Origin of the sequence: Enterobacter asburiae (assembly GCA_011754535.1) — a bacterium.
Lineage (GTDB): Bacteria > Pseudomonadota > Gammaproteobacteria > Enterobacterales > Enterobacteriaceae > Enterobacter > Enterobacter cloacae_N.
Map to the genome: position 1 here is coordinate 1,048,004 of JAAQVN010000001.1, position 13,872 is coordinate 1,061,875.

Sequence of the window (13,872 nt, forward strand, 5' to 3'; positions counted from 1 at the left end):
TTCGTGAATCCATACTGCATGAGCTTAACAACGTCCGTTATTGGCACAAAGCAGTCGATACAGCCTCTTACGCATCAGTTGTATAAATCCAGTCAGTACATTGAGGACATATCTTCTCTCCTTGCCAACAAATGTGGCACCAGTTGCATCGCCATTGCCGTATCGTCGTGTTAGTAGGTCGAAGGCGCTTTTCTAGAGGTGGAATGGTTTTTGGCAAGGTCTGTTCTGGTGCTATTTGGTGCTTGTTAAATCGACATGTTTTAAGCCGAGCAACATTGTTGATACTCCCCGGCAGGTGCACAAACGTTCTTGTAGATGTCAGGGGATCAAACTGAACACCTATCTGCAGTTTGCAGTAAATACAATGCAATGAATCAAAATCAACCTGTTGAACCGATTCTGGTGTAACCCATTCGCCCTCTACGGTGACGGCGTGAGTGGCTAAGACGAAGTAATTCATCATGAACTCCGTAACAAATGAAAAAAGCCAGCATGGTTAGCTGGCTTTGTGGATTGAAGGGGGGAAGGAAGCATTACCGACTGTTACCACGGGTTAGGTTTACCGACCTATTTATGTTCTCTTCCTTTTTTTCAATGAACGTACTTCTCCGCGACCAAAGGTTCTGGCATTACCCGGAAGAACCAGACGTGCGCAGGCATCAATTTTGGTGATGTAACTTAGTGCCTTAAGTAACCCCTTGTCCTTACTACTGTCACCGCGTTGCAGTTTGCCGAGGCAGCAGTCCTCATAACGCTCTTTGTAAGCGTTGCAGTTGTAGAACATGCCTTTACCTTTAGTAATGGTTTCATTCCAGTATTTCCCGAAAGCATGAGCAATCACGCCATCCTGTTGTGCCTTATTGCCATTTAAGATAAACAGCATGTGGTAATGAAACTTACGTTGTGGGCCATATTCCAGTTTCCATATCGTCCCGAGGACATGGCGAAATATTGGATTCTTTTGCATATTACGAAATAACTGCTGGCGATGCTTACGGGCGTCATCAGCAGTGATGTCCGCTTTATGCTCATTCGCCCATGATAAATCAACCCGCAAGATCAGCAGTCGGGAATGACGCTCCTGCAGATGTCTGATGTAATTCATCACTCCCTTCAGGTTTTTAACTGAAACCCTCTGGTACTTTCTGCATGCCTTTTTAAACCCTGCCTGACTCACTGCGAATCGGTAATCCTGCATCAACTTGTTCAGCATCTCTGCAGTAGTTACGGTATCTGCCCCTATTATTTTCCCGTTATGGACACGAGAATATAAATCGGCGCTAGTAAATAAACGCTGGAATGTAGCTATACGTGGATTAGCCATTCGTACTTTCATCGCATCCAGGGGCAACATATTGAGATAACGGATGGCATCAAGAATGATGGCTGATTCTGCACTCTCTTTGTATCCTGAACGGTTATACAGAATAGTGAAGGGTAACTTACGTCCTCTGCTGAGAGTTTTAAGGCAACTGTCCAGTTGTTCTAATCTGAACCTGAATTCATTGTCATCGGATATGATGAGATAAGGATTGTTATTCTCAATGTGATATTCAGCGTGAGATAACAGTATTGATTCTGGTAAGTTCATAATGTATTTCTCTAAAGCCAGTCAACAATAGCTGACTGGCAATATGTAAGGGTGTTTATTGAATGAATGTCTTTGTATGATATTCAGTATGAATAGTGATATCAGAGGTTATGCTTGTGCAATAACACAATGTACCTGTGTGACGCTACACTGGGTGTGATATCGCATGTTTATATGAAGTGTTATTGATAGGTGGGAGTGTATTAAAGAGCATTTGATAATGCATTAAATACAATAATAAATAAACCGTCTTTATAAATCACATGAAACCCATGTGCGACAAGACACGGAAGTATAAAATCATGGTGTGAAGTTAGTGATCTTTTTATCACTATCTTTAATTGTCTTTATGCTCTCGATTCATTAATGCGGGCTTCAAACCATTCTTTTACTTCACGTTCAATCCAGCGGGAACTGCGGCCAAACTTTACAGGTTTTGGAAATTTACCTTGCTGAGCCATTTTATAAAACCACTTATCAGACAAACCGGTCATTTCGGTAATAAACTGCATACTGACAAATCTATCTTCGTAAATATCAATCGTGTTCATGACATGTCTCCGTAAATGTAACAGGAGGACACCGGTCGGCATCCTTTCATGTCATGGGTCGCATATGTAAGATTTTACTTTTATGAACAGGAGACGCGAATGACGTAACAGTGGCCATATTTTAACGTCATGGCTGTGCAGCCGGTCCACAACCTTCTCCTCCCTCTTTTGGATGCTGCGCGTTGCGCTCACATCCATCACTTTACTCCAGCATACCTGAAGGGTATGAATTTTCACTTTTCATGCATTAAACTCAGTATTTATAGCTACTTCAGATGATTTAACACCTACGTTTTTCCCTATGAATTTGCTATAGTCAACGCCATGAAACACCCTGTGACTGACACACGAGTGGCTGAGGGATGGGAAACGTATACGGTGAGTGAGGGGAATCGAATGAGCAGGAATGAGTCAGTTGTAAAATTAAAAAGTGAGAGGGAGTTAAGATTTTACAGGTGGTTTTACCAGTATGAGTCTGCGATATTAAATTATCATTTAAAACCTTCTGTTAATTCATTAAACATTAGCCACCTTTATTCTCTGGATAACCGACAGGCATCCAGAGTAATTAACACAGCTGTACATTCATTTTATCATCCTGAAATAGCAAATGGATTCATCAGAGCTATCCGAATGAATGTTAATGAGCGCTTCATACCTTCACGTGATTTTGCATGGATAAAAAACTGTCCGGATGCATGCTATTATGTCTGGCTGGTGATAAGAACAATAAATATTAAGATGCCTTCATTATTCTCTACTCTTCCTGATGCACAGGTTTATGGCAATCCACCCATATCTCAAATATTAACTTATGATCAACTCAATCTTATCCAGTACCCTGCAAATCACACAGAACGAATGCTCACCATCACCGATTTTTTTGATCGTTGTGATTCCGGTTTAAAGGGCAAAATTGAGCTGATGAATACCATAAGAACAGAATGGTATCGTTTGTATATCTACAAAGATAAGTTTCCTTTAAATAAAAAACAAAAAGAGAAGTGTGAATGGGCCTGGAAGTACTTTCAAAAAGACAGAGCCAAAATCAAGGAAGGCGCAAAAAAAAGAAAACAAAATAAAGAGTCAGAGAAAGAAAGGCAAGAGAGTAGCTACCAAAACGCATCGCAAAACAGCAATTTTATCATGGCTTATCAAAATATATATCACCCCCCTCATATAACAACACTGACTCAGGCTGCTCAATATATACCGCAACAGTACCCGGCATCAACATTAACTCAGCTTGCTCAATATCATCCTTCCATTGTGAGGCATTATGAAGATAATGCTGATGGCCCGCTTAAAAATATGATCGAAAGTTCAGTGCATATAAATACAGCTACTTTAATGCCGTATCTTAAACCTGCCTCTAATGCAGAGAAATGCCTTATCATTCGTTGCCTTTACACATGCTGGTATCATAAAGACAGTGATTTTATAAAACGATTCAATAAAGCGTGGGAAGGCAGGAACGCCAGGAAGAAGTACCGAAGCCAGAAGAAATCGAAGGTGTCATCTGAAAATAGAGTGCCGGAAGATAATAACGTCCCTGTCAGTCAAATTGCAACACAACCCTGTGTGGAATTACCCCATGAAAAAACACCCACGGAGGCCATGGGGGCATTGAATGAGAAAAGCAGTCCCCTTCCAGCTGATGAAAACATGGACGATAAATACGATGGCAATCATCCATTTATGTGGCTGCCTTATTAACGATTATATTTCCTGGGATGTCTACTGAGACGCCGATAACATTCAGTATAATTGATTCTATTGCGCATTCCAGATTATTTCATGCCTGTATTACCTGTATGATGCCACGCCGGTATGTATTACCGGTATGGCTTCTGTACATTGATCTGTTATACCGATCGAAACCAAACGCACGATAGGTAAAAACTATTAATATCTTGGCATTGATCGTTTTTATTATAGTTAATAACGATCAATTGCGTAAAACTGATCTGTATTAACGATTATCCCATCTCCTCTCAAATGCATACGATCAAGTGGCCTTTTATGCAAAAAAGGCCCACTTCCGCTTATAAAACACACAGTAAGGAATATCTATGTTGAAGATCATCCCTTCATTTCTTTTCGGCGCAGCATTGTTCAGTGGTGCTGTGCATGCAATGGGCCCGGAGCAGCAATGGGGCAACTGGTTTGGCACTGTCAATGCGATGGAGTTTGAACTTAACGCCGACAATAGCGCCGGAGAGCGTATGACGCTCACCTGCCGGGACAGTCATTTGATAGTGAGCTACAGCGGGTCAGATAAGGAGCCAATGTATATACCAGATAATGGGAAAGAAACTATGGGAATCAATATCAATACAGTTCATTACCCTCCGAATGAGGCGGCTTTTATAGCGCTCAAAAACACAGACAGCCATGGGCAAATTGAAATCACCCGGATGAATAAATCCGTATCTCACCCCTTCAATACCGCAGGGCTCAGGGAAGCTCTGGAGGGTCTTAACTGGGAAGACTGCATCAGCCATTAACCACCCCATCCGGTAGCTCATGCTCCCGCATTGTTAATCATCAGTAAGGATATCTTTATATGGCGACATTCATTTCACGCCTTATTTTACTCTGTACGCTTTCGCTCCCGGCCTTCAGCTTTGCCATCACCATTCCCGGTAATATTCATCCAGAACGCTACACGTTCTTTCTGACAGATGGCGGTGGTGAAATGCTTCGCGAAATGAACGATGCGGCAGTCAGCGTAAAACTCAACAATAAAGCTGGTTTCAGCGCGGAGGCACAGAGCAAGGCGGCTGCAGCGAATATCTCTCCTTTATTGTACGCAGCATCACCGCTTGAACAGAACTTTATCCGCTACGACAGTAAACCGGTTAAGGCTCTGACTTGTCTCGTAACGACCCGCACTATGCCGGGTCAGAATAAAAATTACTCATGGGAGGAAACCTATTGCCTGGATGAAACCGGTGCTGCCTACATCGGCACAAAAGGCTGGCCGTCACGTGCTATCGTCGAAAAGAGCTGCGAGGGGGGTGCCTCCGGTTGTCCTGTATATCTTGTTCTGAACAATGATCCACCGACCATGCGGAATGATGCTGCGCAATATATTCCTTATAGCAGCGATCGGGCAAGCGGGCAGAAAGAACGTAACTCTGGGCCAAAATCAACGACCGCTGAAACCGTCGCAGAGCAGGACGGTTATGTGGTGAGTTTTGTTAAAGCCAGCAACTGTGCAGACAACAAACTGATTGTCAAAAACACAAGCTCCGGGAAAACCGCCGCAATTGCAGGATTAAGAGGTTGCTCTTTTGATCCGAAGAAAAATGCAGTAATTATCTTCCCTCAAAATGAATATGTCGGCGTTTACAGTGGCCCCACAAACGCTTCTGAGGAAATAGCCTCAGTCGATCTCCCCTAATTACTCTTCCAGTCCGGTATAAGCTTCCTGCGGTACCGGACACCTTTTGGACCAACCTATGAAAACTAAAAAATCCCCGGACAATACAACGCCAGATGCAGAATCATTTGGGCTGACCTGGCCCGTTGTTTTCAGCGTCGCAGGGCTCACACTGCTGAGAAGTAAGTCGGTCGTATGCCAGACAATAGGGGCCAGCCTGATGACCTATAGCCTGATAAGACTCATAAAAAAAATCGCCACGCTTGCCTGAAAAGTCCCAATCAGGCAACACGATTTGTGTTCTAACACCTGTACCAGACGTATTATCGCCTTTCGAAGCCCACCTGGAAGCTAACTCTCGACAAAAGCTGAAGCGTTCCTTTATCAAAGGGCTGGCTGCACTAGCAGAGGACAGAATCAATGATGATGCCTTTGTTTTATCGGTGTGCAGCAAAGCGTATGAACGCTTACCTCTGAACATAAGGCGAGTCGTTAAGCACGAATGGTGTCTTCGATACTTCAAGTACAGTAAACCCTTTATTCTGCGGCGATTACAACATCACCAGGCCGAAAAGCAAATACCACCGGCATTACCTGACAGAGAACTCTCGCCACAGCAGAGCCAGCCACCAGCCTCTCCCTGAACATTTTATCTTCCATCCAATGCCACTCTACTGGAGTGGTTTTTATGTCCGTTTTAAAAGGAATCAACTATGACCCGTTTAGCCAGCCGCTTTGGTGCAGTCAACCTTGTTCGTCGTGACCGCCCGTTAACTCGCGACGAACTGGCTCATTATGTGCCCAGTGTCTTCAGCGAAGAAAAACATGAATCCCGTAGTGATCGCTATACCTATATCCCGACAATTACCCTTCTCGATAACCTGCAACGCGAAGGTTTCCAGCCATTCTTCGCGTGCCAGACCAGAGTCCGCGACCAGAGCAAACGAGAGCATACGAAGCACATGCTGCGCCTGCGTCGTGAAGGCCAGATTACTGGCAAACAGGTTCCCGAAATTATTCTGCTGAATAGCCATGACGGCTCCAGCTCATATCAGATGCTACCGGGGTTATTCAGAGCAGTTTGCCAAAATGGGCTGATTTGCGGTGAGAGTTTTGGCGAGGTGCGCGTCCCGCATAAAGGCAACGTAGTAGAGAAAGTCATCGAAGGGGCCTACGAAGTACTGGGAATATTTGACCGGGTAGAAGAGAAACGCGATGCCATGCAGTCGCTTTTGTTGCCGCCGCCCGCTCAGCAGGCGATGGCGAAAGCGGCGCTGACATATCGCTTCGGTGAGGAACACCAACCGGTGACAGAGACGCAGATACTTTCCCCACGCCGCTGGCAGGACGAAAGCAACGACCTTTGGACCACTTACCAGCGTATTCAGGAAAACCTGATCAAAGGCGGTCTGTCGGGACGAACAACCAAAGGAAAGCGCACCCATACCCGAGCAGTGAAAGGTATTGACGGTGATGTGAAGCTCAACCGTGCCCTCTGGGTGATGGCTGAGAATATGCTTCAGCTTGCTTCATGATCCCTTCCACCATTTTTCCTTAACACCTTTCCGAAGATTCGGAAGGGCTTTTCTTTCTAAGGAGCAACCATGTCTACGATCAATTTATCCCCGGTATTTCCTGCAAACGAGCAGCGAGTCATCCAGCGAGCATTACGTCTGCTGGAGAAATACCAGCGTCAACCGAGTGAGTCATTTACCTCCAGCAGCCTCACAAAAACCTGGCTGCAACTGCAGATGGCTCACCTGGAGCGGGAAGTCTTCATCGTGATGTATCTCGACAATCAGCATTGCCTGCTGGAGCGAGAAACACTGTTTACCGGCACGTTCAGCCATACCGAAGTGCACCCCCGCGAAGTGGTTAAATCAGCCCTGAAACATAACGCCGCTGCGGTCATTCTGGCACACAACCATCCGTCCGGCACGACAGAAATCAGCCTGCAGGATAAACATATTACTCAGAGGATTATGAAAGCGCTGGCACTAGTGGAAGTACGTGTGCTGGATCATCTTGTGGTGGGAAACGAGGTGGCGTCATTTGCTGAGCTTGGTTTGCTTTAAAGGGAGATTTTTATGTCATTAATACCAGCCCATGAATGGGGTCTAAAAAGCGATATTGTTCCACGGTTTGGTGCCAGATTAGTTCAGGAAGGTAACCGGCTGCATTATCTGGCTGACAGGGCTAGTTTGATAGGCAATTTCAGCGATACGGAATGCTTCAAATTGAATAACGCATTTCCACACTTCATCAGCCAGATGGAATCGATGCTGACCACTGGTGAACTGATCCCCTGTCACCATCACTGTGTCACTCTCTACCACAACGGTTTTACCTGCGAAGCCGATACGCTTGGTAGTTGTGGTTACGTATACATCGCCGTTTATCCCACACAACGTTAATTACTTTCACGAGAGAAAAAATGAAATTTCTACCTGCAACAAATTTGCGGGCGGCGAAGCCATGCCTGTCGCCCGTGACTATCTGGAAAATGTTACTTAGTCGTCTGCTGGAACAGCATTATGGCCTGACGCTAAACGATACACCTTTCTATGATGAAACCGTCATACAGGAACATATTGATGCCGATATCACTCTGGCTAATGCTATTAACTTTCTGGTGGAGAAATGTGAGTTAGCCCGTATCGATCGCAGTGGATTTTCCTCACAGGGAAAAGCGCCATATCTGACCGTGACAGATATCCATCATGCCAGAAAAGCATGTGGATTAATGAACAGTTGTTCTTATCGGGAAGTAAGTAATATTGTTCTTAGCAGATCGCGTCAGTGAGGGGACGGCTTAAAGAGCTGAGAAGGTTTGCACGGTCTGTGAAGAAATTGGTGAGATTAGCGACTCGATGAAAGGCTCATCGAGTCGCATGAAAAACAAGGTGGGGGCACAAAAGGGGGCATTTATAAAGATGAAGCAAGGAAATGTATTTATTTATCAATGGTTATGTTGGTTTTGTTGTGTTCCTATTATCGCACCATTTCTTCCTCATAAGTCTATAATTCCTCTAATTTATAAAGCTTTATCTACACAGCTAGCGGTAGTGCTTTCAGATAAGAGTGTGACAGAAGCGGAAACGTTGAATATCCTGTTACTGGGTGAGCCTGGCGTTTTACTCGGAGCGGTAGAAATGGCCGGTGCAATGGCATTATGTATTGCTCGTAAACTGACTGGACTGATGAAGGCATGATGTGATGTTATTGCAACTTAAATTCTTACCCGGCGTTGGAAAAACGTTGGACGTTTTTTGGGTTTCTTGATGACCGCGCGTCGGTATGTCTTTGAATAGCAATAAGTGTTGCGGCATTAGCAACTTAAGCCTCGTCTTCACTCTGTAATATCTCACGCAGGATGCGGCTCGATTCCAGTATCGGCAGATCTTCCATTAATAACGACGATCTCGATGGCAATTTATTAAACAAGCGCTCCGTTTGCGAGGCGAGATAGGCCACCAGAGGATGTGCGTCAGGGTCGGCTGAAATCAACTCCACGTTGTATTGCGTGATCGTGCCTTCACCAAAGACCCCCGAGCAGTAGTTGGTCCCGCCCATGTATCTGAAGTCTTCAATAAAAAAGCTGAACATATGCATTATTTTGTGAATGTCGCGTTGGTTAGTACGGTTATCCGCTATCCGAAACAGTATGGTATTACCTTCAATGTCATATTGATAACGAAGGCGCTGCTGCTTAAACAGCAAGATAAGCAGTAAGCGATTTATCCTGCTGAACTGTTCCGTCACCCTGACAACGTTGCTAATCATTGCATCTGACCGCTTTTTCATTTTCCCGTGACGGTGCGCCGCGCTTTTACCGGGGCGAAGCTGTGGCTTTTCGATCCCCTGCAGTAGCTGAGCATTAATGACGCCATGCTCAATAACGTAATGAATATGCTTAATTGCGGGCTCCAGCGCCTCAATGGAAAACAGCTCGGTATAGCCGTCGCCGGCATCAATACCCGTTTGATATTTGGCCAAAAGAAAATGCAGCATTTTCTCCAGCTTAAAAACCTCGGACTGCGGCAAGGCAATACGGTAAGAATGGGCATAATCCACATCGCCCCAGAACCGTTTTAGCGACTGAATTCGGTTATAGATGTTGTTGGCTTTACCCACTTTCATCATTTTTTTGGCCGGGAAAAGTAATAAATAGAGAAAAGAAGGGGTGTCCATAAGGCGCCTGTGATTACGGTAACCGAAAAAGCAATGATAGAAGTTTTTCATGTCAGGCGTAGCGCAGCGTTCACAACGCTGAGCGCTTCCTGCTTAAGGCGGTATAGCCCCAAAAGACTATACCACTCGTTCCCTCCTATCGTGCAATTAACGCAAACACGCCCCAGCCAACATATTCCCTTGTGTAAGCCACGTGGCGCTTGGGCGCTACCGTCAGCTCCGCGCGCACCTCCTGTGCAAAATCATCGTCGGGGTTGTGATCCAGCCAGCGGCGCATTGTCATCCATTTCGCGGCTTCGTATCTGTCCCAGCCCTCCTGGTCTGCCAGCACCATTTCGACCAGGTCATAACCCTGCTGATCGAAAGACGCGACGAGATCGGGCAGGGTGAGAAAGTCTGCGGTGGACGAGACGCCGCAAGCCCGAGCCGTCTCCTCCGTTGCGGGAACCTGTCGCCAGTAAGGTTCGCCGATGAGCATGGTTCCCCCAGGCTTAAGGCTTTGTGCCAGCAGGTCCATCGTCCCGGCAACGCCGCCCGCAATCCACGTGGCGCCAACGCAGGCCGCCACGTCGCATTGTTCATCAGCCACGTAGCCTGCCGCGTCGTTATGCACAAAATGGACGCGTTCGCTGACGCCGAGCGCCTCTGCGCGCCGCGTTGCCTGCGCGGTAAAGAGCGGGCTCATGTCGATGCCGATACCAGTAATCCCGTAATCACGTGCCCAGGTGCACAGCATCTCTCCCGAACCGCTGCCGAGATCGAGAATGCGTGCGCCTGGCTTCATGCGTAACACGCGCCCCAGCGTGGCGTACTTTTCTGGCGTGAAGGGGTTATGAATGCGATGTTCGCTTTCGCTAATGGTAAAAATACGTGGGATATCCATCATCCTCTCCTTAACGATTATCAGGCTGGGCACGGACGTTATTCAGCCCGGTGGTATTGATGCGGTAGGGCTGACCGTTAACGGATTTGATCAACTTTTTGGTTTTGAGTTTTTTGAAGACGGCGAGCGTGCAGTCGCTGAGCAGCAGACCTTCGCGGCTGTAGCATTCAACGGCGGTGACGCGGCCGGACGTATCGCGGACGTGCACAATACGGCCACCTTTGGCGAGAACGTGTAAGGTACGCTGTTCCTGACGGGATAAATTCATACTGGAAAACCTGTTTCATCATCATGTGCAAAACGTGCAAACACACAGCGGTGTCCGCATTCGATTTCGGCGCAGTGATAATCAGTCCGGCCTGAAAAGGTCGGGGAAACTGATTATCGGATGATGACATTCTCCAGCATCAAAGCCTCGGGTTGAGTAGAAAGGTATTTACGGGGTGAATGGTAACACCGGGTTATTGTATGTGAATACCCAGAGCTAAAAAGTGTGATCCCGGTAGGATCACACGGTACCTTTTTTTATTTTTCTGTCGATTTCAGCCTGCGGCTTGCCGAAAAGATAGCCCTGCACGAGGTCGCAGCCAAGCGCCTGAAGGCGTTCAAGCTGCGCTTCGGTTTCCACACCTTCTGCAATAACCCGCATATTCAGGCTCTTCGCCATGCTGGTAATCAGTTTAACGATATTAAGGGCATCATCCTGCGTGGATATCGGATTCACAAAGGATTTATCTATCTTAATTTTATCAAAATTCAGTTCACTCAGTCGCGAGAGCGATGAATATCCCGTTCCGAAATCATCGATGGAAATTTTGACGCCCAGTGCTCGGAGTTTTTTGAGAATAGTGATCGGCATGTTGCTGTCACTGAAGAGCGAAGACTCTGTTACCTCTAACTCAAGTCGGCTGGCCGGCAGGCCTGTCTCTTTCAGGATGGACTGAACCATCGTCGTAAACGATTTTGTGCCTAACTGAACGGGTGAGACGTTCACCGAGATTCTGGCCGGGACCGCCCAGGACACCGCTTCCCGGCAGGCAAGTTCAAGCACATTTTTGCCGATCTCATTGATCATGCCGGTTTTTTCAGCAACAGAAATAAAGTAATCAGGTGACAATATCCCCTTCACCGGGTGTATCCAGCGAATAAGCGCTTCATAGCCGTAAATTTCATTGCTGAATGAATCGACAATAGGCTGGTAATAAACAACGAATTCATGGTGATCGATCGCGAGGGCCATATCATGCTCAAGGGTTCTGCTTTCCTGCAGCTTCTGCAGCATCCACTGGCGGAAGACTTTTATCTGCTGTGAGCCCTCTTTTTTGGCTTCGTAGAGGGCAAGATCGGCGAATTTATAGAGATAATCCGAGCGCCGTTCATTATCAGATAAAACGATACCCACACAGGTGGCAATTTTTATCAGCTGGTTATTAATCGTATAGGGCTGACTGATACGATCGCTGATCTCTTTAGCGCGCGAAACCGCAGCGCTTTCGGTCAGGCCGCTCGAGAGAAGTGCAAATTCGTCACCGCCCAGGCGGTAAAACGTATCTGTCGCGTTGCTCATTGAGGTAAGCCGTCGGGATACCTGATTCAGCAGTAAATCGCCCGCATCATGGCCATAGGTATCGTTGACCTCTTTAAATCGGTCTAAATCAAATAACATCACCGTAACAGGGGTATGGTTTTTATCTGCCTGAAGGTTAATTTTATTGAGGTCGTCCCAGAAGAAAAGACGGTTTTTCATGCCGGTGAGGGAGTCATGATACACATCGTATTCCAGCTTCGAATTCTGGATTTGCAGCGTTTCTTTTGACAGCTGAAGTTCGTCAGCGAGGGTTTTCACCTGCATATGGGCTTTAAGGATATTTTTATTCTGGTAGATCATTAAGAATCCCAGAATAAAGCTTAATATCACCAGCAGTAACGAAAGTGCTGAGTAAATATAATAAAGAATCTGTATTTTATGGTTGGATTCATTAATCGTGTTAATATCTTTTGTTAACGCACTTGAAGACAGTTGACTTAGCGGCGCGTCGAGCAGGTGCATATTTGCCAGGTATTTTTTTAACTCTGCATGGCTCATTTTTTCCAGATTACTGTCCAGATACGCCAGTATTTCTTCCAGGCGTGCAGCAAGCTCTTGATGCGTTTTATCGCTCCCAATATAGCGGCCTAAATCTCCTCCTTTCAGCAATTCGCCCTGGCTGAGCATAATTTCGAGACGCATGCGGGCCTGGTCTATCGTAACGTCATCGGTATCGGTTGCGTATAGACCAAGCCATGATTCAAATCGGTAATACTCGGATACCAGTTGAGCCACGGACCAGGACTCGGTGTAATGAGTTAATTTTTGCAGCTCTTGCTGACGATCGTAAACAAGAAAGGCAATATATCCCGTCGTGATAAAAAGAGAAAAAATGATACCAACCAGTATCCTGTTCATTATGTTCTCCTGAACTGCTACTCAATCTTCATTTTGCTAACCTGCCATGCTGAACGCGAGTAATAAATCTGATTATTCAACTCAGGAAGACTGTCATAAGGGTATACAATGAATGAGGGTCCTTTATCGCGGATGCGCATATATTCGCCATTAATCTTTAAGGCAAGAATGGCATTATATTTTTTAAAATCACTAAGAGGTATAGCGGTAGCGTAATCATTGAGCGCAATCACATTTACGTTAGTCCCTTTTGCCCCAACATAATCCATGAGCTTGCTCATTGGAACACCCTCAAACTTCGTGCGGCCCGTATACCAGGGAGAGGTCGTCTCGAAGCTCACCATACCCAGTTTTTCAAGGCTGGCGAGATCAAACACTGCTTTTCCAGCTTCGTTCGTATTTTCTATATTACCGTAAATCGTCAAAATGGGTTTTCCCGCGGGTTTCGGCAACTCACCCGCCCAGGCTAAACTCTGAACCAGACAGCATACCAGCATTAGGGTTAATCGCATTATGGCCTCCACTTTTGAACAGAAGTATATGAATTATAATTTAGTAATCCTACTAGTTTATATATTTTGTTGAGCCACCCTTATCTTTGCAGTGGTTTTCTTTTAAATTTCTTACTAATCATATGGTTAGCGTGTTTTTGCAATGGTGGGAGTAAGGGGCCTTAAACGCGTCATTTTTTTTAGATACGCTGGCTTTACTTGAATAAACTCTCTGGCGTTTAAAAAACGATCGTTTTTATTGACTCACGTTTTTCTCTCCGCAGATTCATCTGTGATACAAACCCTTTAAACGTACTTAACGCCTGAAAGAGGT

At 45.8% G+C, this 13,872-nt stretch carries 16 protein-coding genes; 8 read left to right on the top strand and 8 right to left on the bottom strand.

Annotated elements, in window-relative coordinates; genetic code table 11:
• Positions 1-67: 67 nt before the first annotated feature.
• From HBM95_04790 to HBM95_04800, 3 genes are all read right to left on the bottom strand, one after another.
• Complete coding sequence (locus HBM95_04790; GenBank protein NIH42253.1) at positions 68-460, bottom strand: hypothetical protein; 393 nt, start codon at positions 458-460, stop codon at positions 68-70.
• A gap of 111 nt (positions 461-571) precedes the next feature.
• Positions 572-1,591, bottom strand: a complete 1,020-nt coding sequence (locus HBM95_04795; GenBank protein NIH42254.1) for an inovirus Gp2 family protein — start codon at positions 1,589-1,591, stop codon at positions 572-574.
• Positions 1,592-1,938: 347 nt separating this feature from the next.
• The gene (locus tag HBM95_04800; GenBank protein ID NIH42255.1) at positions 1,939-2,142 is read right to left on the bottom strand and encodes an AlpA family phage regulatory protein; all 204 of its coding nucleotides are present in this window, start codon (positions 2,140-2,142) and stop codon (positions 1,939-1,941) included.
• A gap of 396 nt (positions 2,143-2,538) precedes the next feature.
• On the opposite strand from HBM95_04800, the gene HBM95_04805 reads away from it, so the two are divergent.
• The 8 genes from HBM95_04805 to HBM95_04840 all read left to right on the top strand — a co-directional run bounded on the left by HBM95_04805 (position 2,539) and on the right by HBM95_04840 (position 8,739).
• Positions 2,539-3,858: a hypothetical protein gene (locus tag HBM95_04805; protein ID NIH42256.1), complete on the top strand. Its 1,320-nt coding sequence runs from the start codon at positions 2,539-2,541 to the stop codon at positions 3,856-3,858.
• Positions 3,859-4,214: 356 nt separating this feature from the next.
• Positions 4,215-4,649 carry a hypothetical protein gene (locus HBM95_04810; protein ID NIH42257.1) on the top strand — a complete coding sequence of 145 codons (435 nt, stop codon included), beginning with the start codon at positions 4,215-4,217 and terminating at the stop codon, positions 4,647-4,649.
• Positions 4,650-4,708: 59 nt separating this feature from the next.
• A complete protein-coding gene (locus HBM95_04815; protein NIH42258.1) occupies positions 4,709-5,548 on the top strand; it encodes a hypothetical protein in 840 nt (279 codons plus the stop codon).
• Between the two features lie 692 nt (positions 5,549-6,240).
• The gene (locus tag HBM95_04820; GenBank protein ID NIH42259.1) at positions 6,241-7,062 is read left to right on the top strand and encodes a DUF945 domain-containing protein; all 822 of its coding nucleotides are present in this window, start codon (positions 6,241-6,243) and stop codon (positions 7,060-7,062) included.
• A 69-nt stretch (positions 7,063-7,131) separates the two neighbouring features.
• Positions 7,132-7,602, top strand: coding sequence for a DNA repair protein RadC (gene radC, locus HBM95_04825; GenBank protein ID NIH42260.1), 471 nt, complete (start codon positions 7,132-7,134; stop codon positions 7,600-7,602).
• A gap of 12 nt (positions 7,603-7,614) precedes the next feature.
• Positions 7,615-7,941 (top strand): type IV toxin-antitoxin system YeeU family antitoxin, encoded by a 327-nt coding sequence (locus tag HBM95_04830; protein NIH42261.1) that lies wholly within the window; start codon positions 7,615-7,617, stop codon positions 7,939-7,941.
• 20 nt (positions 7,942-7,961) lie between these two features.
• Entirely contained in the window at positions 7,962-8,330 is a 369-nt protein-coding gene (locus HBM95_04835) for a toxin (GenBank protein ID NIH42262.1), read from the top strand.
• 88 nt (positions 8,331-8,418) lie between these two features.
• Positions 8,419-8,739 carry a hypothetical protein gene (locus HBM95_04840; GenBank protein ID NIH42263.1) on the top strand — a complete coding sequence of 107 codons (321 nt, stop codon included), beginning with the start codon at positions 8,419-8,421 and terminating at the stop codon, positions 8,737-8,739.
• Between the two features lie 124 nt (positions 8,740-8,863).
• On the opposite strand, the gene HBM95_04845 is transcribed toward HBM95_04840, so the two are convergent.
• The 5 genes from HBM95_04845 to HBM95_04865 all read right to left on the bottom strand — a co-directional run bounded on the left by HBM95_04845 (position 8,864) and on the right by HBM95_04865 (position 13,559).
• Complete coding sequence (locus tag HBM95_04845; protein ID NIH42264.1) at positions 8,864-9,718, bottom strand: GIY-YIG nuclease family protein; 855 nt, start codon at positions 9,716-9,718, stop codon at positions 8,864-8,866.
• Between the two features lie 136 nt (positions 9,719-9,854).
• Positions 9,855-10,601, bottom strand: a complete 747-nt coding sequence (locus HBM95_04850) for a class I SAM-dependent methyltransferase (GenBank protein ID NIH42265.1) — start codon at positions 10,599-10,601, stop codon at positions 9,855-9,857.
• A 10-nt stretch (positions 10,602-10,611) separates the two neighbouring features.
• A complete protein-coding gene (locus tag HBM95_04855) occupies positions 10,612-10,869 on the bottom strand; it encodes a hypothetical protein (protein ID NIH42266.1) in 258 nt (85 codons plus the stop codon).
• 240 nt (positions 10,870-11,109) lie between these two features.
• A complete protein-coding gene (locus tag HBM95_04860; protein NIH42267.1) occupies positions 11,110-13,047 on the bottom strand; it encodes an EAL domain-containing protein in 1,938 nt (645 codons plus the stop codon).
• Positions 13,048-13,064: 17 nt separating this feature from the next.
• Positions 13,065-13,559 carry a molybdopterin-dependent oxidoreductase gene (locus HBM95_04865; protein NIH42268.1) on the bottom strand — a complete coding sequence of 165 codons (495 nt, stop codon included), beginning with the start codon at positions 13,557-13,559 and terminating at the stop codon, positions 13,065-13,067.
• Positions 13,560-13,872 lie beyond the last annotated feature (313 nt).